Source organism: Streptomyces sp. B21-083 (genome assembly GCF_036898825.1).
In the GTDB taxonomy this organism is placed as follows: Bacteria; Actinomycetota; Actinomycetes; order Streptomycetales; family Streptomycetaceae; genus Streptomyces.
Map to the genome: position 1 here is coordinate 1,985,640 of NZ_JARUND010000002.1, position 22,703 is coordinate 2,008,342.

The 22,703-nt window shown below is 70.6% G+C and carries 21 protein-coding genes and 1 pseudogene; 11 read left to right on the top strand and 11 right to left on the bottom strand.

Features of this window, described 5'->3' with window-relative positions:
• Positions 1-10 precede the first annotated feature (10 nt).
• The gene (locus QA861_RS32865; RefSeq protein ID WP_334592282.1) at positions 11-952 is read right to left on the bottom strand and encodes an NADP-dependent oxidoreductase; all 942 of its coding nucleotides are present in this window, start codon (positions 950-952) and stop codon (positions 11-13) included.
• 160 nt (positions 953-1,112) lie between these two features.
• Here QA861_RS32865 and QA861_RS32870 point away from each other — a divergent pair, with 160 nt between their 5' ends.
• The 3 genes from QA861_RS32870 (at position 1,113) to QA861_RS32880 (ending at position 3,833) form a co-directional block, all read left to right on the top strand.
• A complete protein-coding gene (locus QA861_RS32870) occupies positions 1,113-1,415 on the top strand; it encodes a hypothetical protein (RefSeq protein ID WP_334592283.1) in 303 nt (100 codons plus the stop codon).
• 162 nt (positions 1,416-1,577) lie between these two features.
• Positions 1,578-2,612: a phosphotransferase family protein gene (locus QA861_RS32875; protein ID WP_334592284.1), complete on the top strand. Its 1,035-nt coding sequence runs from the start codon at positions 1,578-1,580 to the stop codon at positions 2,610-2,612.
• Positions 2,613-2,618: 6 nt separating this feature from the next.
• On the top strand, positions 2,619-3,833 hold the full coding sequence (locus tag QA861_RS32880; RefSeq protein WP_334592285.1) for an acyl-CoA dehydrogenase family protein: 1,215 nt from the start codon (positions 2,619-2,621) through the stop codon (positions 3,831-3,833).
• A gap of 122 nt (positions 3,834-3,955) precedes the next feature.
• Here the strand turns inward: QA861_RS32880 and QA861_RS32885 are convergent, their stop codons facing one another.
• From QA861_RS32885 to QA861_RS32895, 3 genes are read right to left on the bottom strand one after another with little or no spacing between them, the layout of a single operon-like run.
• A complete protein-coding gene (locus tag QA861_RS32885; RefSeq protein WP_164317892.1) occupies positions 3,956-4,549 on the bottom strand; it encodes a TetR/AcrR family transcriptional regulator in 594 nt (197 codons plus the stop codon).
• A 40-nt stretch (positions 4,550-4,589) separates the two neighbouring features.
• Positions 4,590-6,287 (bottom strand): class I adenylate-forming enzyme family protein, encoded by a 1,698-nt coding sequence (locus tag QA861_RS32890; protein WP_334592287.1) that lies wholly within the window; start codon positions 6,285-6,287, stop codon positions 4,590-4,592.
• On the bottom strand, positions 6,284-7,048 hold the full coding sequence (locus QA861_RS32895) for an SDR family oxidoreductase (protein ID WP_334594923.1): 765 nt from the start codon (positions 7,046-7,048) through the stop codon (positions 6,284-6,286). The genes QA861_RS32890 and QA861_RS32895 overlap by 4 nt, the downstream gene beginning before the upstream one ends.
• Before the next feature lie 571 nt (positions 7,049-7,619).
• Between QA861_RS32895 and QA861_RS32900 the strand changes: the two are divergent.
• Together QA861_RS32900 and QA861_RS32905 are read left to right on the top strand one after the other, a co-directional pair.
• A pseudogene (locus tag QA861_RS32900) lies at positions 7,620-8,390 on the top strand (DUF1343 domain-containing protein); the annotation flags it as partial.
• 78 nt (positions 8,391-8,468) lie between these two features.
• A complete protein-coding gene (locus QA861_RS32905) occupies positions 8,469-9,827 on the top strand; it encodes a serine-threonine protein kinase (RefSeq protein WP_334592288.1) in 1,359 nt (452 codons plus the stop codon).
• Positions 9,828-9,891: 64 nt separating this feature from the next.
• Here QA861_RS32905 and QA861_RS32910 read toward each other — a convergent pair whose 3' ends face one another.
• Positions 9,892-12,699 (bottom strand): penicillin acylase family protein, encoded by a 2,808-nt coding sequence (locus QA861_RS32910; protein WP_334592289.1) that lies wholly within the window; start codon positions 12,697-12,699, stop codon positions 9,892-9,894.
• Between the two features lie 416 nt (positions 12,700-13,115).
• On the opposite strand from QA861_RS32910, the gene QA861_RS32915 reads away from it, so the two are divergent.
• On the top strand, positions 13,116-13,721 hold the full coding sequence (locus tag QA861_RS32915; RefSeq protein WP_006382008.1) for a hypothetical protein: 606 nt from the start codon (positions 13,116-13,118) through the stop codon (positions 13,719-13,721).
• 263 nt (positions 13,722-13,984) lie between these two features.
• A complete protein-coding gene (locus QA861_RS32920; RefSeq protein ID WP_334592290.1) occupies positions 13,985-15,052 on the top strand; it encodes an RNA ligase (ATP) in 1,068 nt (355 codons plus the stop codon).
• On the opposite strand, the gene soxR is transcribed toward QA861_RS32920, so the two are convergent.
• On the bottom strand, positions 15,006-15,524 hold the full coding sequence (soxR, locus tag QA861_RS32925) for a redox-sensitive transcriptional activator SoxR (protein ID WP_334592291.1): 519 nt from the start codon (positions 15,522-15,524) through the stop codon (positions 15,006-15,008). The two genes, QA861_RS32920 and soxR, sit on opposite strands and share 47 nt — an antisense overlap.
• A 141-nt stretch (positions 15,525-15,665) precedes the next feature.
• Here soxR and QA861_RS32930 point away from each other — a divergent pair, with 141 nt between their 5' ends.
• Positions 15,666-16,127 (top strand): MaoC family dehydratase, encoded by a 462-nt coding sequence (locus QA861_RS32930; protein WP_334592292.1) that lies wholly within the window; start codon positions 15,666-15,668, stop codon positions 16,125-16,127.
• Positions 16,128-16,153: 26 nt separating this feature from the next.
• Here QA861_RS32930 and QA861_RS32935 read toward each other — a convergent pair whose 3' ends face one another.
• The 3 genes from QA861_RS32935 to QA861_RS32945 all read right to left on the bottom strand — a co-directional run bounded on the left by QA861_RS32935 (position 16,154) and on the right by QA861_RS32945 (position 18,405).
• Entirely contained in the window at positions 16,154-16,777 is a 624-nt protein-coding gene (locus tag QA861_RS32935) for a TetR/AcrR family transcriptional regulator (RefSeq protein WP_334592293.1), read from the bottom strand.
• A gap of 90 nt (positions 16,778-16,867) precedes the next feature.
• Positions 16,868-17,155 carry a YiaA/YiaB family inner membrane protein gene (locus tag QA861_RS32940; RefSeq protein WP_334592294.1) on the bottom strand — a complete coding sequence of 96 codons (288 nt, stop codon included), beginning with the start codon at positions 17,153-17,155 and terminating at the stop codon, positions 16,868-16,870.
• A 98-nt stretch (positions 17,156-17,253) separates the two neighbouring features.
• Positions 17,254-18,405, bottom strand: coding sequence for an acyl-CoA dehydrogenase family protein (locus tag QA861_RS32945; protein WP_334592295.1), 1,152 nt, complete (start codon positions 18,403-18,405; stop codon positions 17,254-17,256).
• A gap of 79 nt (positions 18,406-18,484) precedes the next feature.
• Between QA861_RS32945 and QA861_RS32950 the strand changes: the two genes are divergently transcribed.
• The 3 genes from QA861_RS32950 to QA861_RS32960 all read left to right on the top strand — a co-directional run bounded on the left by QA861_RS32950 (position 18,485) and on the right by QA861_RS32960 (position 21,130).
• Positions 18,485-19,168 (top strand): TetR/AcrR family transcriptional regulator, encoded by a 684-nt coding sequence (locus QA861_RS32950; RefSeq protein WP_334592296.1) that lies wholly within the window; start codon positions 18,485-18,487, stop codon positions 19,166-19,168.
• Between the two features lie 102 nt (positions 19,169-19,270).
• A complete protein-coding gene (locus QA861_RS32955; protein ID WP_334592297.1) occupies positions 19,271-20,011 on the top strand; it encodes an ArsR/SmtB family transcription factor in 741 nt (246 codons plus the stop codon).
• A gap of 138 nt (positions 20,012-20,149) precedes the next feature.
• Positions 20,150-21,130, top strand: coding sequence for a DMT family transporter (locus QA861_RS32960; protein WP_443041675.1), 981 nt, complete (start codon positions 20,150-20,152; stop codon positions 21,128-21,130).
• Here QA861_RS32960 and QA861_RS32965 read toward each other — a convergent pair.
• Together QA861_RS32965 and QA861_RS32970 are read right to left on the bottom strand one after the other, a co-directional pair.
• Entirely contained in the window at positions 21,122-22,039 is a 918-nt protein-coding gene (locus tag QA861_RS32965) for a class F sortase (protein ID WP_334592299.1), read from the bottom strand. The two genes, QA861_RS32960 and QA861_RS32965, sit on opposite strands and share 9 nt — an antisense overlap.
• Complete coding sequence (locus QA861_RS32970) at positions 22,026-22,673, bottom strand: hypothetical protein (protein ID WP_334592300.1); 648 nt, start codon at positions 22,671-22,673, stop codon at positions 22,026-22,028. The genes QA861_RS32965 and QA861_RS32970 overlap by 14 nt, the downstream gene beginning before the upstream one ends.
• Positions 22,674-22,703 lie beyond the last annotated feature (30 nt).

A 22,703-nucleotide genomic window follows, 5' to 3' on the forward strand; every position in this document is an offset into this window, starting at 1 on the left:
AGCGGAGCGCCTACGCCCAGTCCACCGTCACCACGATCTTGCCCCTGGTACGGCCTTCCGCGTTCAGCCGGTGCGCCTCCGCCGCGCGTTCCAGGGGGAACGTGTCGGACACGTGCAGCGAGACGACATGCTGTTCGACCAGGTCGGCGAGGTGCGCGAGGTCCACGGCGTCGGGGCGGACGAAGTAGTACCGACCGCCGAAGCCGACGACGTCCGGGTCCGCGATCGACACCAGGCGTCCCCCGGGAGCCAGCAGCTCCACGGAGTCCCTCAACGTGTCGCCGCCGACCGTGTCGAACACGGCGTCGACGCCGCGCGGCGCCAGTTTCCGCACCCGGTCGGCCATGCCCTCGCCGTAGGTCACCGGGTCGCCGCCCAGTTCGCGCACGAAGTCGTGGTTGTGCACGCTCGCCGTGCCGATGACATGCGCCGCGCCCAGGTGCCGGCGGGCCAGCTGGACGGCGACGGAGCCGACCCCGCCCGCCGCCGCGTGCACCAGGACGGTCTCGCCCGTGCGGACGCGGAGCGACTTGGCGAGCACCTGATAGGCGGTGAGCCCGACCAGCGGCAGCCCGGCCGCCTCCTCGAAGGAGAGGTTGCGGGGCTTACGGGCGAGGGTGCGCACCGGGGCGGCGACGTACTCGGCGAAGGTGCCGCGCGAGAGGAAGTCCTCGCGTACGTAGCCGATGACCTCGTCACCCACGGCGAACTCGGAGACGGAGGGGCCCGGACGGACCACGACCCCCGCGACGTCCCAGCCCGGCGTCACCGGGAAGACGGTGTCCAGGAGGCCGTCGAGATAGCCCTCGCGACACTTCCAGTCCACCGGGTTGACCGATGCCGCCCGCACCTTGATCAGCACGGAGTCGGGCCCGACCTTGGGTTCCGGGGCGTCCTGGGTGAACTCCAGGACGTCGGGACCGCCGTACCGGCTGTAGGTGATGGCCTTCATATGTCTGGTCCTCCGGTTTCCTCATGCCCGACCCTCCGGGGTGCGCGCACGCCACGCAAGTCGAATGGCCGGATATGTACATATCGCGTGGCAGCCTGTCCAACGGCACCACCCGCACTTCCACCACTTCCGTACCCGCGATTGCCCGAAGGCGAGCATCATGAGCACCTCCACACCTCATCAGGAACACCCGGCCCACGAGCACACCCACGGCCCGGACTGCGGCCACACCGAGGTGCCGCACGGCGACCACGTCGACTACGCGCACGACGGTCATCTGCACCGCGCGCACAGCGGCCACTGGGACGAGTGCGAGCCCGGCGGCCACGTGGCGCACGAGACCCACGGCCACGTGCACGGGGACGGCTGCGGGCACCCCAGCGTCCTGCACGGCGGCCATGTCGACTATCTGCACGACGGCCACCGGCACGCCGCGCACGACGGCCACTGGGACGACCACTGACCGTTTCCGGCCACCGGAACCGCTCCCCCGCCCTACCCGACCGGCATCTTCTTCCGCACACTGGAAGCGAGACGCCGGTCACTTTTCGCTCACCCACTGGACGACATACCGACCGGTCGGCATCATGATGCAGGTCCTGTTCCCGTACGCGTAGGAGCGATGATGCCCCCGGACGACCTGCCAGGTCTCGATCTCGACCGGCTGCGCGGCCTGCTCGACGGCGAACGCCCCGGACTCGTGCAGGGCCCCCTGACCGGCCGGTTGATCGAGGGTGGCCGGTCGAACCTCACCTACGCGGTCACGGACGGCGCCACCCGGTGGGTCGTACGACGTCCTCCGCTGGGCCATGTCCTGGCCACCGCGCACGACATGCGGCGCGAGCACCGGGTGATCAGCGCCCTGCATCCGACCTCCGTCCCGGTCCCGCGTCCCGTGCTGCTGTGCGAGGACGAGTCGGTGCTCGGATCCCCGTTCTACGTCATGGAGTTCGTGCCGGGCACGCCGTACCGTACGGCCGACCAACTCACCCCGATCGGCCCGGCGCGGACCCGGGACGTGGTGCTGTCGCTGGTGGACACCCTCGTCGAGCTGCACGCGGTGGATCCCGTCGAGGTGGGCCTCGCGGACTTCGGCCGGCCCGAGGGCTTCCTCGACCGGCAACTGCGGCGCTGGGGCAAGCAGTTGGACGCCTCCCGCAACCGGGACCTGGCCGGCATCGACGAACTGCAGGCGGCGCTCGGCCGAGCGCTGCCCCAGTCCTCCGCACCGGCGATCGTGCACGGCGACTACCGGCTGGACAACGTCCTCATCGACACGGACGACAGGATCACGGCGATCCTCGACTGGGAGATGTCGACGCTCGGCGACCCGCTCACCGACCTGGGCCTGCTGGTGATGTACAGCATGCCGCTGGGCGCGCCCGACTCCCCCGTCTCCACGACCGCCGAGGCCGCCGGACACCCCTCCCCCGCCGAGCTGATCGAACGGTACGCGGCGCGCTCGGGGCGCGACGTCTCGTCGGTCGCCTGGTACACGGCGTTCGCCTGGTTCAAGCTGGCCGTGATCCTGGAGGGCATCCACTACCGCTACACGCTGGGCCAGACGGTCGGCGCGGGCTTCGACCGCATCGGGGACCTGGTCCCCGTGTTCATCGAGCACGGCCTGACCACACTTCACACAGGTCTCCAGGAAGGCTGATCCGTCATGGACTTCGCGTTCGACGCGCGCACCGAGGAACTGCGCGCCAAGCTCCTCGCCTTCATGGACGAGTACGTCTATCCGGCGGAGGCCGTCGCCGAGGAGCAGCGGGCCGCGCTGGCCTCGCCGTGGGACACCCCGGCCGTGGTCGAGGAGTTGAAGGCCGAGGCCCGTAGCCAGGGCCTGTGGAACCTCTTCCTGCCCGACACCCGGCACGGCGCCGGACTCACCAACCTCCAGTACGCCCCCCTCGCCGAAATCACCGGCCGTTCCCCGCAGTTGGCGCCGACCGCGCTGAACTGCGCGGCGCCGGACACCGGCAACATGGAGGTACTGGCGCAGTTCGGCGACGAGCAGCAGAGGAAGCAGTGGCTGGAGCCGCTGCTGGCGGGCGAGATCCGCTCGGCGTTCGCGATGACCGAGCCCGAGGTGGCCTCGTCCGACGCGACGAACATCGAGACGCGAATCCGGCAGGACGGCGCCGACTACGTCATCACCGGCCGCAAGTGGTACATCTCCGGGGCGATGAACCCCGACTGCCGGATCTTCATCGTCATGGGCAAGACCGACCCGGACGGCGCCGACATCCGCCGCCAGCAGTCGATGATCCTGGTCCCCCGGGACACCCCGGGCGTCACGGTCAAGCGGGCGATGCAGGTGTTCGGCTACGAGGACCACTCCCATGGCGGCCACGCCGAGGTGGTCTTCGACGAGGCGCGGGTGCCGGCCGCGAACCTGATCGGCGAGGAGGGCAGCGGCTTCGCCATCGCGCAGGCGCGGCTCGGCCCCGGCCGTATCCACCACTGCATGCGGCTGATCGGGATGGCGGAGCGGGCCATCGAGCTGATGTGCCGCCGGGCCGTCTCCCGGACGGCCTTCGGCAAGGCACTGGCCCAGCAGGGAGTGGTCCACAACTGGATCGCGGACGCGCGGGTCACGGTGGAGCAGCTGCGGCTGCTGGTGCTGAAGACGGCCTGGATGATGGACACGGTGGGCAACAAGGGGGCGCACGCGGAGATCCAGGCGATCAAGATCGCGACGCCGCGTGCGGTGGTGGACATCATCGACAAGGCGATTCAGCTGCACGGCGCGGGCGGAGTCAGCCAGGACTTCCCGCTGGCGGAACTGTGGGCGAGCGCCCGAACCCTGAAACTGGCCGACGGCCCGGACGAGGTGCACCAGCGGTCACTGGCCCGACGTGAGCTGAAGCGGTACGTGTAGGGGCTGCCCATCCAGCCCGTCCGGCGATTGAGGACAAGGCCCGTTCAGGGCCGGCGGGGGGTCTGGGGGCGCAGCCCCCAGGGATGGGACGGGTAGGGGCGGCGGGGGCGAGAAAACCGCCCCTACGGCCGCAGCGCGCGCAACAGCAGGTCCGCCAACTGCTCCGCGACCTCCGTAGAGCTCAGAGGGCCCTCCGGGCTGTACCAGGTCGACAGGTGGTGGATGGACCCGAAGTGGTAGTCGACCACCAGATCCGCCGAGGTCGCCCGCGAGAACACCCCCGTCTCCTGCCCCTCCTCGATCAGCGCCCGGAAGCGCTCGTGGTACCGGCGTCTCTCCGCCCGCACCTGCTTGTTCTTCTCCGGGCTCAGATGATGCATCGAGCGGAAGAAGATCATCGCGTCGTCGAGGTTCTCGATGGTCGTGACCACGACGTCCGCCGCCGCCCGCCGCAACCGCTCCTCCACCGGCGCGTCCGCGTTCGCGAACGCGTCCAGCCGCTCCTGCTGAACGCGGAGCACGCGCGCGTACACCTCGTGCAGCAGGTCGTCCTTGGACCCGAAGTAGTGGTACAGCGCCCCCTTGGTGACACCGGCCGCCTCGACGATCTCCTGCACGGACGTGCGGTCGTACCCCTGTTCCGCGAAGAGCCGGGTGGCGGCGGCCAGCAGCCGCTGCGGGACGGGCGTACCGTCACCGTCCGTCGTCCTGGGCACTACCGCCACCAGCCTTCCCATACGTTTCACCGAGAGTCGCCTACTGAGAGTCCCCGGACCGGGTACGCAGTTCCCGACGGAGGATCTTTCCGGTCGCCGTCTTCGGCAGCTCGGGCAGAATCTCCACCTGCCTCGGGTACTTGTAGGCGGCCAGTCTCTCCTTGCAGTACGCGGCGAGCGCGTCCGGGTCCCCCTCCGCGCCCGGCCGCAGGCTGATGTACGCCTTCACGGTCTCGCCCCGGTACCCGTCGGGTACCCCGACGACAGCCGCCTCACGTACCGCCGGATGGGTGTACAGGACGTCCTCGACCTCCCTCGGCCACACCTTGAAGCCGGACGCGTTGATCATGTCCTTCTTCCGGTCGACGACGTAGAGCCACCCCTCGGGGTCCATGAACCCGATGTCGCCGGTCCGCAGCTCCCCGCCGGGGAACGTGTCCGCGGTGGCCTCCGGGAGCCGCCAGTAGCCGGGGACGACCTGCGGCCCCCGTACGAGGATCTCGCCCTGCTGGCCGAAGGGAACCTCCGCGCCCTGGTCGTCGACGATGCGTACGACGGTGTCGGGGCCCGGCACGCCCACGGCGAGCGTCCCGGAGACCGGGTCGACGGGGGCCTCCAGGGCGGGCGGTACGGAGGCGCAGGGGGCGGTGCACTCGGTGAGGCCGTAGCCGTTGCGGATGTACGGGCCGAAGCCGGCCCGGAACTTCTCCACGAGGGCGGGCGGCAGCGGGGCGCCGCCGGAGGAGATGTGCCGGAAGGAGGAGAAGTGGCCGGGGGTGACCGCCGGGTGTGCGGCCAGGGCCATGAAGGCCGTCGACGGGCCGACCGTGTAGTGCGGACGGTGCTCGGCGAACGCGTCCAGGACGACACCGGGCTCGAAGCGGTAGGCGAGGACGAGCGTGCCCGCGCTGTTCAGACTCGCGCCGAGCTGACAGACCATGCCGGTGATGTGGAACAGGGGCGCCATCGCGAAGTAGACGGGCGCCTCGGGCAGCGGAAGCCCGGTCCGCTGCCGTTCCGCGTTGTACATGATGTTGGCGTGGGTGTTGGTGGCCCCCTTGGGGGAGCCGCTGGTGCCGGAGGTGTAGCTGATCAGCGCGATGTCGGCGGGGCGCGGATCACGGTCGCCGGCGTCGGGCGCCTTGTGCCCGTACCGGGCGACGGCCGTCAGATCCTCGGCGTCCGCGGCCTGCGGCAGCCGCTCGAACGCGAGCACGCGCGCGTCGCCGCGGGTCTGGAAGTCCAGCTCGCAGCCGGTGAGCACGATCCGCACCGCAGAGTCCGCGGCCGTCTCCCGCAGGTACGACTCCCAGGCCCGGTCGGAGCAGATCAGCGCGGCCACGTCACCGTCCCGCAGGACGTGGGTGACCTCCCCGGCCTTGTACATCGGGTTGACGGGGACGACGGTCGCACCCGCCTTCCAGGCCCCCAGCAGGGCGAGCACGAAGAGCGGCGAGTTCTGCAGCATGACGGCGACCCGGTCGCCGCGCTCCAGCCCCCGGGTGAGGAGATACCCGGACACGGAGTCGCTCAGCTCGTCGACCTCGCGGTGGCTGAGCCGACCGTCGAAGTAGGCGAGGAAGGTACGGTCCGGGAAGTCGGCGGCGGTCCGGCGGAGTGCGTGGACGAGTGAGTCGTCGGGGCTGACGGGCCCGCGCTGGACGTCGCTGAGAAGGCCCAGCCAGGGCTTCGCCCCGTACAGGGAGCCGGTGTCTGCTGCGCGCTCGGCGTCGGTCATCGGGTGGCCTCCCACTTCTGCTGGATGTGGTTCATGCTGGTCAGCCAGTGGTCGGGGTCGGCGGCCCGCGCCCGGTAGTAGTCGGCGACCTCGGGGTGCGGAAGGATCAGGAAGCGGTCCTCCTCGATCCCCCGGAACAGCGCGTCCGCGACCGCCTCGGGCTCGATCGCGGTCGGCGTGAGCACCAGATCACCCGCGCTGCCGGTCCCGGCCAGCATGTCCGTGCGCACACCCTGCGGGCAGATGGCGTGCACCTTGAGCCCGCGGTGGCGGTACGTCAGCGACAGCCACTCCGCGAAGGCGTACGCACCGTGCTTGGTCACGCTGTAGGGCGCCGCGCCGATCATGGTGAGCAGCCCGGCGGCGGACACGGTGGACACGAAACGGCCACTGCCGCGCTCCAGCCACTCCGGCAGCAGTTCGTCGGCCGCCCGGACGTGCGCCATCACGTTCACGTCCCAGGCGAGCGCCCAGACCTTCTCCTCGGCCGCCTCGGACCCACCCGAGGCAAGCCCGGCGTTGGCACAGTAGACGTCCACGGTCCCACCGAGCGCGGCCCGAGCCTCACCGACGATCACGGAGGCGTCCCCGGGCACCGCGATCCCACCTATCTCGGCGGCGACGGCTTCGGCCTTGTCGGCGTCCAGATCATTGACCACGACCCGGGCTCCTTCGGCGGCGAACCGCCGTGCCAGCGCGGCTCCGATGCCACCCCCGGCTCCAGTGACGACGACTCCGGCACCTTCCACGACACCCACGATCGGTCTCCTTCGACACGACACGGCCCCAACGTCCGGCCAGACTAACCGGTCGGTATGTAGCAGGAAAGAGGTACCGGCACCCCCCCGAGGGGCGCGGGACCGTATCGATCTGCGGCTCCGCCGCGGGGCGCGACAAGCCACAACGGACCCGCACCCTACGAACTAGCAGGCGGAAGCGCTTACGGTGCCGTTGCCGGCCGTACCCACTCACGGAGGTCACCCCGCAGGACTGTCGGAACGAGGGCTGCCGGCCGCGACCAAGAGGACTGCGGGACCCGTCCGGACTACGCCCTACTGGACAGCCGGCGGGTCGGCCTCGTCACCAACCCCACCGGCGTCACCAGGGGCATGCATCCTGCCATCGACGTGATCCACGCCGAGCCGTCGCCTTCGGCGTCCAGTGGATGGACGCTGTACGACTGTGTGACTCCGCTCCCCACTCAAGTGGGGGGAGCTTCCAACCCGAAGGTTGCGGTCCAGCCCGAGCCGACCCCTCACGGGGCTAGAATAAATTACCACAGACCTGACAATAGACCGCACGCCAGCCGGAGTTGGCGCTGCCCTTGCCGGTGAAGAGGAGGCAGCCCAGCTGGCGGGCAAGTCCTTCCTCGTGCTGGACCGGCCGAACCCGGTGACCGGACGGGCGGCCCTCGGGCCCGTGCTGCACAGGGAGTTCGCGACGTTCGTCGGACGGCAGCCGATCTCCCAGGCGCACGGGATGACGGTGGTGGAGCTGGCGCGGCTGTTCAACAAGGAGTTCCTGGCCGCGCCGGTGGAGCTGGACGCCGTACTGATGTCGGGGTGGAAACGGTCGGAGTTCTACGACGCGTCGGGGCTGCCCTGGGTGCCACCGAGCCCGAACATGCCGACGCCCGACACCGCGCTGGTGTACTCGGGGACCTGCCTCTTCGAGGGGACGAACCTGTCGGAGGGGCGCGGTACGACCCGGCCCTTCGAGCTGCTCGGCGCCGAGGGGATCGACCGGCGGTGGGCAGCCGAAGCGGAGCGACTGGGGCTGCCCGGTGTGCACTTCAGGGAGGCGTACTTCGCGCCGACCTTCTCCAAGTTCCAGGGCAGGACCATCGGGGGCGTGCAGATCCATGTGCACGACCGGGCGGCCTACGACCCGGTGCGTACCGGGGTCGCGTTGCTGGTGACCGCCAAGAAGGTCTGGAGCGGCTTCGGTTGGCGCTCGGACAACTGGATCGACAAGCTCACCGGATCCACTCTGGTGCGCACGATGATCGACGCGGGAGCCGGCGTCGACGAGGTCGTGGCGGGCTGGCAGAAGGAGTTGGCAACATTCCGGCGGATGCGCGGGAAATACCTCATCTACAAGTGAGCGTGATGTATGGCCAACTCCCCCTGTCAGCAGGACGATACGCCCCACATCACGACACCACGGGCGACGGGGACTGTCATGGCGGATCCGGAGATGAGTGTTTCTCCCTACTGGGAGCTTACGTTCGACGCCGACGGCGACGCGGACGGGAGCAGACGGGAGCGGCTGCTCGCGGAGGTGAACACCCGCAAGGTGCGCGACCTCATCGTCTTCGCGCACGGCTGGAACAACGACCGGTCCATGGCGACCCGGCTCTACAGCAGGTTCTTCGAGGCCGTCCCCGCCCTCGCCCCCGCGACCGCCAGGATCGGCTACGTGGGGGTGGTGTGGCCGTCGATGCGCTTCACGGACGAGCCGATCCCCGACTTCCAGCGGTCCATGACCGCCACCGCCCTGCCCGAGGCGACCGGCCGGCCCGGGCTCGACAAGGACACCCGGCAGGCGCTCCTCGAAACGTTCCCCGGGCGGGCCACGGTCGTCGAGCAGATCGCCGGGCTGCTGGACCGGCAGTCGGGCGACGACGAGTCGCTGGAGGAGTTCGGGGGGCTGGTGCGGCTGCTCGTCGAGGTACCGCCGGAGGCACCGCAGACGGGGTTCGCGGCGGACCTCCTCCGCTCGGGCGGCGAGCCGGAGGGCGCCCCGGAGATGTTCGCGGGGAGCACGGCGGAGGTCTGTGAGGAGTTCGCGCGGGCCCTGGCCGGGCCCGAATCCCCGGTCCCTGTCGCCGAGTTCGCGCTGCCCAATCCCTGGAACGGCGCGAAGGAGCTGCTGCGGCAGGCCACGTACTACGCGATGAAGCGTCGGGCCGGAACTGTCGGCGAGCGGGGTCTCGGGCCTGCGCTCGGGCGGCTCGCCGAGGCGGCCCCCGGGGTGCGGGTGCATCTGGTCGGGCACAGTTTCGGAGCGCGGCTCGTGTCGTTCGCGCTGCGGGGGCTGCCCGAGGAGGTGTGCACGGTGAAGTCGGTGACGCTGCTCCAAGGGGCCTTCTCGCACTACGCGTTCGCGGCCGAGCTGCCCCACGACTCGTCCGCCGGCGGCGCGTTGAAGGGTCGGCAGAGCCGGATCGACGGCCCCCTGGTGTGCTGCTACTCCCACTACGACGAGGCGCTCAGCACGTTCTATCCGCTGGCCTCGCGCATGGCGGGCGAGAGCCAGGGGGTCCTCGCCGCCGACCGGGCCGTCGCGGGCTTCACCGTCGCGGATGTGCTCGGCCCCAAGTGGGGTGCGATGGGCCACGACGGTGTCCAGGCCGTGCCGGGGACGGTCAGGCTGACGATCGCCGAGGCACTGGGGGCGGGAAGGCTGCCGGTGAGCGGGTGCGTGAACGTCGACGCGGCGGCGGTGGTGAGGAACGGTGGGGCTCCGTCTGGAGCCCACAGCGACATCTGTCACTCGGAGTTGGCGCAGGTGGTGCTGGCGGCGGGCCGTATCCACTGACCCGCCGCCGGCACCATCACAGGTGCCTCAGCTGCTACCGGTTGTTACCAGGTGTTGTCGGTTGTTACCGGTGCGACGTGAACTCGACGACCTGCTGGTAGGTCGGACGGTTCTGCCAGCTGATGTTGTAGTGCTTGATGCCTCCCAGGGTGCGCTGGACGATCGAGTCGGCGCACCACTGGTTGCCCGCGGTGGTGCAGAGCTTGTCGGCGGGGTAGACCTGTGCGGCCGTCTTGCCCGCCGCGGTCTTCAGGGTGCTGATCAGGATGTCCCGGCAGCCGCTGAGCGTGCCGCCGCCGCAGTACTTCTGCGTCAGCCCGCCCTGCACCGAGTCTCCGAGAACCGCCCGGATGTCCTTGTCGACGTAGCTCCACCAGCCGTACTGGAAGGAGCTTCCCGCGTGCGCCCCGGTCGGGCCGTGGGCGGCCGAGGGGGCCTCGTCGACGGGGAGGTTGGTGGTGATGGCGGTGTAGAGGTCGGTGCCGAGGCCCGGTTGGAACTCGGCCTGTACCAGCAGCGGCCACCAGGCGTCCAGGATGCGGATCGCGTCGGCGTTGGCGTACGTCTTCGAACCCGCGGCGGTCTCCGTGCGCTTGGCGCCCGCCGTCACCCACGCGGACAGCTTGCTGACGGCCGCCGCGGCCGTGGAGTCGGTGACCGTCGAGCTGTTGAGGACCCGCAGCAGCTTCGGCAGCACGTCCTCGGCCCGTAGATCGGTGAGCGCCGCGTCGGCCATAGCCTTCACCAGTTGCGCCCTGGTCACCCCGCCCGCCGCGACGAGCTTCTTGACCCGGTCCTCCAGGAGGTTGCCCCGGTGGACGGACCCGTCGCCCCAGGAGGCGCTGGTGTAGTCCTTGGCCTGTTTGTTGTTCCAGGAGATGTAGTAGTCCTGGTCGACCGAGTTGGGGTGGGCGGAGGCCGGCGTGTAGTCGGCGGTGTTCGTCGTCGGATTCCAGTTCCGCCACTCGTAGGCGGACTGCGCCCAGACCGGGAACTCGGCGTCGACGCCACTGGCGCGCACCGGGTTGTCGCCGCTGTTGTAGTACGCGGTGTGCGTGGAGTCGGCGTAGAACCAGTTGAAGGTGTAGTTGATGTGCTGGACGGCCGCCTGGAAGGTCGCCGGACTCTTCACGTAGTCCGGGTCGTTGAGCATCTGGAAGCCGATGATCGAGTCGGCCTCGTGCATGTAGGAGGAGCGCAGGTTGGTGTAGGCGACCTTCTTCCCGCCGACCGTCGCCCGATGGCTCACCGGACCGTACTTGGTGCGGTAGACCTGCATCCGGTAGGAGCCGGCGGCCGTGCCGTCGGCCGTGGTCGGCTTCCAGGCGTTGGTCTGCTCGAGCTTCTCCATGGCCGTGCAGGTGCCGTGGTAGAGGTAGTGGACGTCGTCCTGGCACAGCTCGACCGCGTACGAGTCGATGATGTCCTGCCCGGAGGTCGTCGCGCTCCACGCGTAGTCCTGGCCGCGACCGAGTTCGACGTACATGCTCAGGCCCGCGAAGGAGGCGCCGCGCGCGCTGAGGCCCGGGCCCTGGATCTCCTGGAGCATGAGCAGCTGCGGGGCGAAGTAGCCCGTCTGCGGCCCGAAGACGGCGATCGGGTGGCCGCTGGCCGTCTTGGCGCCGCTCACCACCAGGGCGTTGGACATCCCGCGCTTGGCGGAGGTGAGGGCCGTGGCCGTCGCCGTGGTGGAGGCGCTGGTCGCGGTCGTCGTCGCGGCGCTGCCCGTACGGTCGTACACCAGCGGTTCCTCGGCGACCGTGCCGGCGTCCGGCAGTGCCTCGCCCTGCGGGTCGGCGGGAGCGGTCGCGTACGGGAAGCTCTCGCCGTTGTGGACGGTGAGGGCGGCCTCGGGGTCGTTCCGCTCGCGGAACGCCTCCCAGACCTTGGTGCCCTGGACGACGCCGTACTGGGACTGCGCGGCCATCAGCGAGATCGCGTTGTTGACCTCGCCGCCGCCGCCGGAGCCGAAGAGCGCGCCGATCACGGAGGCCAGCGCGACCAGGTCGGTGGTCTTGAAGTGCTGGATGGTGCCCGCGTTGGTGATCGAGTCCTTCCAGCCGGTGAGGACGTACTCGCCGGGGAAGGTGCGTGCGCTGTCGGAGGCGTCGATGTAGGAGTTGATGCCCGCGACATAGGCGTTGACGTCGGCGAGGGCCTGCTGGCCGCGGGCGCCGTTGGTGGCGACCGCGTTGTCTATCTGCGCCTGGAGGTCGGCCTCGGTGTACGGGGCGTGGCGCCAGAACTCCTGTTCAAGGCCCTGGTTGGAGGGGTCACCGCCGGCGAAGGGCGTGAGCTGGCCGCGTCCGACGTGCCGGAAGACGTCCATCAGCCAGAGGCGGTCCTGGGCGGCGGCGTACCCGGCGCCGAACTCGGTGCCGTAGCGGGTGGTGCCTGTGATGTGCGGCACACCCGTCTTCTTGTCACGGACGATCGTCACGTCGGTGCGGCCGGCCGGGGCCAGGGTGGAGGCGACCTGGTCGGCGGCGACCCCGAACGACGAGTCGTTGAAGAAGTTGTTGATCGTGGTGTTGGTGAGGCCGGTGTAGCCCGTGGCCAGGTTGGCATAGGGCCCGAGCTGGTCTTCCGCGTGGTCGGGCTGCGATCCGAAGGCCTGGTTCAGGAGGATCTGGGCGAGGGTCGCGTTGCCGTTCTGGCCGGGCGGCAGGATGTCGGAACACTGGCCGCCGCAGTAGTCGTTCGCCGTGGCGGCCTGGGCCTCGGTCGCCGGGGAGAGCGGAGAAAGCGGCGACAAAAGACCGGCAATGAGTGTGCATACGGCTGCGGTCTTCAGGAACCCGAAGAGTCCGCCGGGAGTTCTCAGTCTGTCGAAGGTTCTATCGACGGTGTTGCCTGGGGTGCGCCGTGACATGGCAGCTCCTCCGGACCGGGGGGTGGGCCACTCCGAACGGAGTGGGCCAGAGGTTACCGCCGGTATCCCCGCGATAGAAGATGAACATGCGTCACTTTTGAACAACGTGGTACAGGAATTCCGTTGGGGAGTGCGGAAGCACTTCGAGGCGCTGGACGCGAAACCCGGTCCGGCTCCGTGCTCAACAGGTGTTGCACAGACAGCCGACAGTTGCGGGAGGTAACCGTGGAGGGTGGTCCGGCGGACGGCTTAGAGCCGTTGACGTCGGTCCCGAGGGGGCCCGGCGAGCGGCTTATGGCCGTCATCGGAAAACAGATGGAGCCGAATCGCTTGTCGATACGTCTATTCGGCGACGTCCGTTCGACGACGCCGAAGTGACCGAAGTACAGGTGCAGATGTGACGGAGGTGCAAGGCGATGGCCGGTTTCCGGAGTCTGGCGAGACAGGTGCGGGACCCGCGGTGCGATCTGGCACTGCGGCGGTACTCGCTCCGTAAGTGCCTTGAACGATTCGCCCCTTACGGGCACAGGGCGACCTGGGACCACCTGTGCTCCCGGGCCGGGTTCGGGCCCGAGGACCGCTCCCCCGATCCAGCGCGGCTCGTGGCCGCACTGGACGAGCTGGAGGAAGCGCGCTCGGTCTGGCAGGCCTACGAGGTGGAGTTCGCGAAGCGCCGCAAGAAGGAGAAGTTCGACGGGCTGCGCAGGCCCGGGAGCGTGGACGACTGGCATCGGCTGACCTGGGGTGGGTTCGGGGTGGCCTGGTGCGACGATCCGGGGGTGCACCCCCACGAACCGCTGGCCGAGGTGCTGCGACGGCTGATCGCCGCCCTGGAACGCGAACCGGGCTCGGTGTGCCCGGTGTGCGACGGGGAGCGCCTCACCTGGAAGTACGACCTGGCCCATGAGCCGTCGTCGGGTCCCGTCTGCACGGAGTGCGGCATCGTGGTGCCGCGGCCCGTACTGACCCCCGAGGCCCTGGCGGAATCCAGGCGCGGACGGCTGCTGCTTGCGTCGGCCTGAGCACGACGGGGGTGCGCCGGGGATGCCGCACCCCCCTACCGAACCGTCCGGCCCACGCCCGCTGTCCGTGGTGACGCAGGTGCGCCCCAAAGGGGCGCGGGGAACTGCGCGACAAGCCACAACGAACCCGCAGCGAAACTCCGCACCCTCGGCGGAGCCCATAGCAGCGACAAAATCCATGGCTCCACCCCATTTCCCGCGAGGAGAGTTGACGGCGATGACACCCACCTGAGCGACAGCACCCGCCGCCCGAGGAGCCACCCATGTCGACGCTGCGCGTCACCGCCGAAGTCCTGACCGTCCACCCGCACCCGAACGCCGACGCCCTCGAACTCGCCCAGGTGGGCCTGTATCGCGCGGTGATCGCGAAGGGGGCGTACCGCACCGGTGAAGCGGCCGTGTACATCCCCGAGCAGTCCGTGCTGCCGGGCGAACTGGTCGATGAGCTGGGCCTGACCGGACGGCTGGCGGGGAGCAACTCGGACCGGGTCAAGGCGGTACGGCTGCGCGGTGAACTGTCGCAGGGCATCGTGTGCCGGCCCCGCGCACTCACGGACGTGGACCTCGCGCGGGCCGCGGCCGAGGGCGCCGACTTCGCGGAGCGGCTGGGCATCGTCAAATGGGTGCCGCCGATCCCGCCCACCATGAACGGCGACGTCGAGTCCGCGCCCGACCTTCTGAGCTGGGTCGACATCGAGAACATCCAGCGCTACCCCGGCATCTTCACGCCGGGCGAGCCGGTCGTCCTCACCGAGAAGCTGCACGGCTCGGCCTGTCTGCTGACGTATCTCGCGGACGAGGGGCGCGTCCAGGTCTCCTCGAAGGGATTCGGCGCCAAGTCCCTGGCCCTGAAGGAGGATCCGCGCAATCTGTACTGGCGTGCGGTGACCGCCCACGACGTCGCCGGGGCCGCGGCCGAGCTCGCCGAGCGGCTCGGGGCACGCCGGGTCGGGATCTTCGGCGAGGTCTACGGAGCGGGCGTACAGGATCTGGCGTACGGCGCGGACGGGCGGCGCGAGACGCTCGGGTACGCCGTGTTCGACGTGTCGGCGGAGGTCGACGGGGAGGTCCGCTGGCTCGACGCGGCAGAGCTGCTGGAGGGCCGACTGCCGCTCGTACCAAGGCTGTTCGAGGGTCCGTACGACATCGACCGGATCTTGGAGATCGCGAGCGGGCGCGAGACGGTGTCCGGGCGGGGGCTGCATCTGCGGGAGGGTGTCGTGATCCGGCCGGCTGTCGAGCGGTACAGCGCGGTGACCGGCGGGCGGGCCATCGCCAAGGCGGTCAGTCCGGCGTATCTGACACGCAAGGGCGGGACGGAGTACGAGTAGGAGCCGGGCCGGCGCCGCGCCTCTCCACCATCAGGCGGGATCCTGCCTGGCGTTCGCCGAAGACGTCGTCCGGGTTGGAGAGGACGCAGCCCTCCAGGGACAGACAGCCGCAGCCGATGCAGTCGGTGAGATGGTCCCGGAGCCGGTTCAACTGCTTGATGCGCTCGTCGAGTTCGGAGCGCCAGTTCTCGGAGAGCCGGGACCAGTCCTCCCGGGTGGGGGTGCGTTCCTCGGGAAGCTCGGCGAGCGCCTCGCGGATCGTGGCGAGCGGGATGCCGACGCGTTGCGCGGCCCGGACGAAGGCGACCCGGCGCAGCGCGTCACGGCTGTAGCGGCGCTGGTTACCCGAGGTACGGCGACTGGTGATGAGGCCCTTGGACTCGTAGAAGTGCAGGGCGGAGACGGCGGCGCCGCTGCGGGCGGCGAGCTGGCCGACCGTGAGTTCGTGGATCTTCTCGGGAATCTGGGGCACCCCTCGAACCCTACCCACCCGATACGGACCACAGTCCGTTGACATGGGGCCCACGGCCTACCATGCTAAGCAGTTGCTTAGACATGTGCGGCTATTTTGACGCAGTGCGGTTGCTGGGACACAGTGGCAAGGAGGCCGGGAATGGCAGAGCCGAGGATCTTCACGGGTGCGGACGACCTGAAGGCGGCGGTGGGCGAGCAACTGGGGTACACGGACTGGCTGGAGATCGACCAGAAGCGGATCGACCTGTTCGCCGACGCGACCGGCGATCACCAGTGGATCCACGTGGACCCGGACAAGGCGGCCACCGGCCCCTTCGGGACGACCATCGCGCACGGCTACCTCACCCTGTCGCTGCTGCCGCTCTTCGGGCCGCAACTGATCAAGGTCGAGAACGTGAAGATGGGCGTCAACTACGGGACGAACAAGGTCCGTTTCCCCTCCCCGGTCCCGGTCGGCTCGCGCCTGCGCGCCACCGCGCGGATCTCCGGGGTCGAGGACGTGACCGGCGGAGTGCAGGTGACCGTCGCCTTCAGTGTGGAGCGCGAGGGCGGCGACAAGCCGGTGTGCGTCGCCGAGTCGGTGTCGCGGTACTACCTCTGAGCCGGTGAACCGAGCGGTGGACCGGGCTATCCGGCCCCCACCATCCGCAGCACGAGGTCGGCGTAGAGCGCGCCGACCTCGTCCGGTGTACGCGAACCGTTGACGTTGAACCAGCGGGCCACGTCGACGCACAGCGACAGCACGGCCAGCGTCGTGCCCTGTATGTCGGGCACGTCGAACTCGCCCGCCTCCACCCCGTCCTCGAGGATCCCGCGCACCTCGGCGTCGCACTGGCGGCGCAGCGCGAGGATCTCGGCGCGGGCGTCGGGGCCGAGGGAGTCGAGTTCGTACTGCACGACCCGTGCGGTGGTGCGCCCCCCGGCGTGCCAGCGGACGAAGGAACTGACGGCCTCCGTCAGCCGTTCGGCCGCGGTGCCCTCGGTCCGTGCCGCCGTACGCAGGATGTCGACGGCCTTCTCGTGGCCGATCCTGCTGATCCGGTGGAGCAGCTCTTCCTTGGTCTTGTAGTGGATGTAGAGCGCGGCCGGGCTCATGCCCGCGCGGCCCGCGATGTCACGGGTCGTCGTCGCGTGGTAGCCGCGCTCGGCGAAGGCCTCCACCGCGGCCACGAGCAGCCGCCGGGCCGCGTCGGGGGTCACCTCACCCCACGGCGCCGCTTCGCCGCCGGCCGTCTCCTCCGCCGTACTCATCGCCCGTTCGCCCCTTCCACTGACAGTGACCCCCCACTGTACCGCTGCGGGTGAGCGAGCGCTTAGGGCGCCTGTTCGGGGCCTTGCGGATCAGTGCTTCTCGAAGGGGTCGTACTCGGCGAGCAGCTTCTCCAGCCGGGCCTGGTCGACCCGGCTGACGATCTGCCCGGCCTCCTGGCGGTCACGGATGACCTTGGCCAGGGTGAAGGCGGAGGTCACCAGATAGAGGACGGCGATCCCGAGGAAGCCACGCACCCAGGCGTCGGCCTGCAACCGGAAGATGCCGATGGCCGTCGCCCCCATGGCGATCCCGAAGGACGCGACGGCCTGGCCGTAGAAGGCCGCCGTGCTCTGCTGCTTGACCGGTGTGTCACTCATGGGGACAAGAATCGGCCACCTTGGCCCGTGCCACATCCGTCGAGATACTCAGACAGGTACTCAGCTCGGCCAGGTACTCGGCTCGGCCGAGACGGGCCTCAGAAGGCCGATACGCCGGTCAGCGCGCGACCGATCAGCAGTTTCTGGATCTGGCTCGTGCCCTCGTAAAGGGTCATCACGCGGGCGTCGCGCAGGAGTTTGCCCACCGGGTACTCGTCGATGTAGCCGTAGCCACCGAAGACCTGGAGGGCGTTGTTCGCGGCGCGGACGGCGGCCTCGGAGGCGAAGAGCTTGGCCTTGGAGGCCTCGGTGGCGAAGGGCAGGCCGCGGTCGATCAGGTCGGCGACGCGCCAGGTCAGCAGCCGGGCCGCGTCGACGTCCACGGCGATGTCGCTGAGCAGCTCCTGCACCAGTTGGTGCCGCGCGATGGGCCCGCCGAACTGCTCGCGCTCGCCCGCGTATCGCACGGCGGCGTCCAGGGCGGCCTGGGCTATCCCGACACACCCGGCGGCGACCGACATCCGGCCCTTGGCGAGCGCCGACATGGCCACGGAGAAGCCCTTGCCCTCGGGGGCCAGCATCGCCGAGGCGGGCACGCGCACATCCTCGAAGACCAGTTCGGCGGTGGCCTGACCGCGCAGCCCGAGCTTGCCGTGCAGGGTGCGGCGGGTCAGTCCTGGGGTGTCGGTCGGCACGAGGAAGGCGGAGACGCCCTTGTGTCCGGGGGCGTCGGTGGAGCGCGCGAAGAGCAGCACCACGTCGGCCCAGGTGCCGTTGGTGATGAACATCTTGGTGCCGTTGACCACGTATTCGTCGCCGTCCCGCACCGCCCGCGTGGTGAGGTTGCCGGCGTCGGACCCGGTGCCCGGTTCGGTCAGGCCGAAGCAGCCGACGTACTCGCCTGAGGTGAGGCCTGGCAGCCAGCGGCGCTTCTGCTCCTCGGTCCCCCAGTGCGCGACCGTCTTGGCCACCAGCCCCAGGGACACGGAGACGATTCCACGGACGGAGGAGTCCCCGCGGCCGAGTTCCTCGGTCACCAGGCAGTACGCGAGATGGTCGCCGCCCGAGCCGCCGTACTCCTCGTCGACGGTCAGCCCCAGGAAGCCCACGTCACCCAGCTTCTTGACGATCGACCGGTCGACGTCCTCGGCGCGGTCCCAGGCGACGACGTTCGGGGCGATCTCGCGCTCGACGAAGTCCCGGGCGAGCCGCCGGACAGCGGTCTGCTCCTCGCTCAGTTCCAGGTTCATGACGAGCCCCACCTCACAGGCGTAGATGCCATTTAAATTAGCACTGCTAGTTTACAGCGGCAGCCCTACTATGTGCGCCATGGCCCGACCGCGCAAGCCCCTCCTCAGCACCGACCTGATCGTCGAGACGGCACGGGCGCTGGTGGACGCGGAAGGGCTGGCTGCCCTGTCGACCCGCCGGCTCGCCGCCGAGCTGGGGGTCAGCGGGCCGTCCCTCTACAACCACTTCCGCACGAAGGACCAGATCCTGGAGGCGGTCGCGGACTCGGTGAGTGTGCTGGTCGACCTGTCGATGTTCGACCGGGGCGAGCAGGAAGAGGGGGGCGAGGGCGCCGGGGAGCGCCCGGACTGGCGTACCGCGCTGCACGACTGGGCGGTCTCCTACCGGGCCGCCCTGCGCGACCACCCGAACATCGTTCCGGTGATGGCCCGTGGGCCCGGCCGCCGCCCGGCGGGCCTGCGCGTCGCCGACGCCGTCTACGGCGGGATGGTCGACGCGGGCTGGCCGCCCGCCCAGGCCACGTCGATCGGCGCGCTGATGCGGTACTTCATCATGGGCTCCGCGCTCGGCTCCTTCGCCGGAGGCTTCGTGGACGACGAGAGCGCCTACGACCCGGCCGACTATCCCCACCTCGGACAGGCCCACCTCCTCTCCGAGCAGCAGGAGAAGATCGACGAGCGGGCCTTCGAGACCGGCCTCACGGCACTGCTGGCCGGGCTGGCACAGCAGTACGAGCAGCTGGAGGGACCCGAGCAGACCTGAATGGACCCGGGTGGACCTGGGTGGACCTGGGTGGACCTGGGTGGACAGCTCGCCGCGCATATTTCGGTGGGCGCCGAACTGTCCGTACCCCATGCTGGGGCCATGACCACGAGGGATGCGAGGGATACGCGGGGGGCGAGGAAGCCGGGCCGTGCGTCCGGTCTCGCGGCGTTGGCCGGGCTGATGGCGGACGAGACGCGTGCCGGATTTCTGCTGGCCCTGCTGGACGGACGGGCGTGGACGGCCGGAGAACTGGCGCGGCACGCCGGGGTCGCCCCGTCGACGGCCAGTGAGCATCTGGGCCGGCTCGTCGCCGGTGGGCTGCTCACCGAGGAACGCCAGGGGCGGCACCGCTATGTGCGGCTGGCCGACGCCCGCGTGGCCCAGCTCGTCGAGGAACTCGCCGCCCACGCCGGACCTCCCTCGGCCGAACCGCCGCGCACGCTGCGGGAGTCCGGTGCCGGGTCCGCGATGGCACGCGGCCGTACCTGCTACGACCATCTCGCCGGACGGCTCGGCATCGCCCTCACCGACGCGCTGACCGGACGGGGGCTGCTCAGCCAGGACACCGGGTTCGCACTCACGGACGACGGGCTGCGCTGGTTCGCCACCGTCGGCATCGACCTCGACCGCTCCGGTCGCCGCCCCCTCACCCGCGCCTGCCTCGATTGGACCGAGCGCCGCCCCCACCTCGCGGGCATCGCGGGCGCCGCCCTGTGCCGGCACGCCCTGGACGCCCGCTGGTGCGTACGCATCGGCTCGGAGCGGGCGGTTCGGGTGACCCCCGAAGGGGAAACCCGCCTCGCCCAGCTCCTCGGCATCGAGGCGACGGCCCTGCGCTGACCCGCCGTACGGCACTCCGCCGTAGGACGATCCGCAGCACGGCCGGACGCCGTACAACCGGCCGCACAGCCCGCCCCCGGCCTCACGTCCGAAATTCGCGAGCCCTTCCCGCCCGACCTGCCTAGCCTCTGGAGCATGATGACCTCCTCTCCGTCCCGTCGCCCGGCACCCCGAGCGGAGGTGCTCGCCACCGTCGCGGCCTGTGTGACCGTGGTGCTGTGGGCCTCCGCGTTCGTCTCGATCCGCAGCGCGGGGGCCGCCTACTCCCCGGGGGCGCTGGCGCTCGGGCGGATGCTCGCCGGGTTCGTGACGCTGGGGGCGATCTGTCTCGTACGCCGGGAGGGGCTGCCGCCCCGGTCCGCGTGGCGCGGGATCGCGATCTCGGGGGTGCTCTGGTTCGGGGTCTACATGGTGGTCCTGAACTGGGGCGAGCAGCAGGTGGACGCGGGGACGGCCGCCCTGGTGGTGAACGTGGGGCCGATCCTCATAGCCCTGCTCGGCACCCGGCTGCTCGGCGATCCGATGCCGCCCCGGCTGCTCGCGGGCATGGCGGTGTCGTTCGCGGGCGCGGTGACCGTGGGGCTGTCGATGTCCGGCGGGGGCGGCACCTCGGTGCTCGGGGTGGCGCTGTGTCTGCTCGCGGCTGCCGCGTGGGCCACGGGTGTCGTCGCGCAGAAGCCGGTTCTCGGCCGGGCGAGCGCCCTTCAGGTGACGACGTTCGGCTGCCTGTTCGGCGCTCTGACCTGTCTGCCTTTCGCCGGGCAACTGGTCGGCGATGCCGCCGACGCGCCGCTCTCGGCCACCCTCAACATGATCTACCTGGGCGTCTTCCCGACCGCGCTGGCGTTCACGACCTGGGCGTACGCGCTGGCCCGTACGACGGCCAGCCGCATGGGCGCGACCACCTATGCCGTGCCCGCCCTGGTCGTCCTGATGTCCTGGCTGGCGCTGGGCGAGGTGCCGGGACTGCTCACGCTGGCGGGCGGCGGGCTGTGCCTCGCGGGCGTGGCGGTCTCGCGCTCCCGGGCACGAGCGCGGACGCAGGTGCCGGGGGCCGTGGCCGCCGAGGAGGTCGCCCCGGCGCGGCCACAGCCCGACAGGGCCGACGAGTCAGCGTGAACGCGCCCTGTCAGCACGGCCCGGGGACGCGGACGGCGCCGGTCGCGTCGACGTCAGATGCGCGTACACGACGATGTTGCCGCTGTAGCCGGTCCGTCGGTCGTAGCCGCCGCCGCAGGTGATGAGCCGCAGCTCGGGGCGGGCACGGGCGCCGTACACCTCCTTGCTGGGGAAGTGCGCCTTGTCGTACGTCCTCACGGCGTCGACGGTGTAGACGGCCGTACGCCCGTCCGCGCGCCGGAGTTCGACCCGCCGCCCGGGCGTGACCGCGTCGAGGCCGATGAACACGGCGGCCCCGGCGCGGGTGTCGCGGTGCCCTACGACGATCACCGTGCCGTTCTCGCCGGGGGACGGCCCGTCCGCGTACCAGCCGACCAGGTTGGAGTTGTCGCCCGGGGGCGCGGTGAGCTGCCCGTGCCGGTCGAGGTGCAGGTCCACGACCGGCGCCTCGACATCGATGTACGGAACGGTGAGCTTGGTGGGACGGGAGCGAGGGAGCAGGGCCGGCCCCCGTGGCGTGGCCGGCCTTCCCGGGTGGACGCCGGGCGGCGCCGGCCTGGCGGGCCCCGGCCGTCCGCGCGCGGGACCGCCCGTCCGGGTCGGAGTCGGTACGGCTTGCTCGGGCCGCCCGTTCGCGGAGCCGCCCGCCGGGGTCGGCGCTGCCTGCTCCGGCCGCCCGTTCGCAGGACTGCCCGCCCTGGCCGGCGCTGCCTGCCCGGGACGTCCGGTGGGCGGTGCGACCGGTGCGCCGCCGGTGACGGTGACGGGCGCGGGGGCCGGCTCGTCGACCCGGGCCCACCAGACGCCGCCCACCGCCAGGGCGACGGTCAGGACGACCGTGCGCGTCAGGCGGTAGGCGCGCGTCCGGCGCCAGGGCCTGGGCCGACGGATGTCGTTACGCCGCTCCATCGGCGCGTCGGCGCGTCCGGAGGTAGACCACTCCGCCGACCACGATCAGGCCCACGGCAGCCGCGCCGGCGACCGGCGAGAAGGCCTCCGCCCGGGCGACACCGCCACCACCCGCGGGCACCCCGCCGTGCGGGCCGCCGGGGCCTCCGCCGGGCCCACCCGGGCCGCCAGGCAGGGTCGGTGTGGGGGTCGGGGTCGGGTTGCCGGTCGGACAGTCGACCTGGAACACCTTGTGCTTGCCCGCGCCGTTGCCGCCGACGATCGTCCACGTGAGCTTGTACTGACCGTCCGGGAGCGCGAGGGGCATGGTGTGTCCGGTGCCGTCGTTCTCCAGCTGGAGGGTGTCTGCGAGCGTGGCGCCGTTCGCGATCAGGGGCTGGGTCTCGATGGACCACTCGATGTCCTGGTTGTCGGGGAGGTCGTCGAAGTTGAACGCGTCGAGGTAGAAGTCGCAGACCTTGGGCTGGTTGCGCTGGTCGGTGAAGGGCGTACCCACCTTGTGGATCTTGACGTCTCCGTTGTCGCCGGGAGCGGCGACGGCGGGCGCCACGACGAGGGTGGTGCCCGCGAGGGTGAGGGCCGCGAGCGCGGCGGTGCGGACGCCGGTCCGGCGTGGACGGAGTGAGGTGGTCATGCGCGGTTCCTCCGAGTCAGATGATTTTCA

What these genes read in the sequence shown, in the direction of transcription:
- QA861_RS32875 (WP_334592284.1), top strand. Translation starts at nt 1,578, where the DNA reads ATGCCCCCGGACGACCTGCCAGGTCTCGATCTCGACCGGCTGCGCGGC.
- QA861_RS32880 (WP_334592285.1), top strand. Translation starts at nt 2,619, where the DNA reads ATGGACTTCGCGTTCGACGCGCGCACCGAGGAACTGCGCGCCAAGCTC.
- QA861_RS32910 (WP_334592289.1), bottom strand. Translation starts at nt 12,699, where the DNA reads ATGTCACGGCGCACCCCAGGCAACACCGTCGATAGAACCTTCGACAGA.
- QA861_RS32945 (WP_334592295.1), bottom strand. Translation starts at nt 18,405, where the DNA reads ATGAACCTGGAACTGAGCGAGGAGCAGACCGCTGTCCGGCGGCTCGCC.
- QA861_RS32870 (WP_334592283.1), top strand. Translation starts at nt 1,113, where the DNA reads ATGAGCACCTCCACACCTCATCAGGAACACCCGGCCCACGAGCACACC.
- QA861_RS32940 (WP_334592294.1), bottom strand. Translation starts at nt 17,155, where the DNA reads ATGAGTGACACACCGGTCAAGCAGCAGAGCACGGCGGCCTTCTACGGC.
- QA861_RS32955 (WP_334592297.1), top strand. Translation starts at nt 19,271, where the DNA reads ATGACCACGAGGGATGCGAGGGATACGCGGGGGGCGAGGAAGCCGGGC.
- QA861_RS32970 (WP_334592300.1), bottom strand. Translation starts at nt 22,673, where the DNA reads ATGACCACCTCACTCCGTCCACGCCGGACCGGCGTCCGCACCGCCGCG.
- QA861_RS32865 (WP_334592282.1), bottom strand. Translation starts at nt 952, where the DNA reads ATGAAGGCCATCACCTACAGCCGGTACGGCGGTCCCGACGTCCTGGAG.
- QA861_RS32915 (WP_006382008.1), top strand. Translation starts at nt 13,116, where the DNA reads ATGGCCGGTTTCCGGAGTCTGGCGAGACAGGTGCGGGACCCGCGGTGC.
- QA861_RS32920 (WP_334592290.1), top strand. Translation starts at nt 13,985, where the DNA reads ATGTCGACGCTGCGCGTCACCGCCGAAGTCCTGACCGTCCACCCGCAC.
- QA861_RS32965 (WP_334592299.1), bottom strand. Translation starts at nt 22,039, where the DNA reads ATGGAGCGGCGTAACGACATCCGTCGGCCCAGGCCCTGGCGCCGGACG.
- QA861_RS32930 (WP_334592292.1), top strand. Translation starts at nt 15,666, where the DNA reads ATGGCAGAGCCGAGGATCTTCACGGGTGCGGACGACCTGAAGGCGGCG.
- QA861_RS32960 (WP_443041675.1), top strand. Translation starts at nt 20,150, where the DNA reads ATGACCTCCTCTCCGTCCCGTCGCCCGGCACCCCGAGCGGAGGTGCTC.
- QA861_RS32935 (WP_334592293.1), bottom strand. Translation starts at nt 16,777, where the DNA reads ATGAGTACGGCGGAGGAGACGGCCGGCGGCGAAGCGGCGCCGTGGGGT.
- QA861_RS32890 (WP_334592287.1), bottom strand. Translation starts at nt 6,287, where the DNA reads ATGACCGACGCCGAGCGCGCAGCAGACACCGGCTCCCTGTACGGGGCG.
- QA861_RS32905 (WP_334592288.1), top strand. Translation starts at nt 8,469, where the DNA reads ATGGCGGATCCGGAGATGAGTGTTTCTCCCTACTGGGAGCTTACGTTC.
- QA861_RS32950 (WP_334592296.1), top strand. Translation starts at nt 18,485, where the DNA reads ATGGCCCGACCGCGCAAGCCCCTCCTCAGCACCGACCTGATCGTCGAG.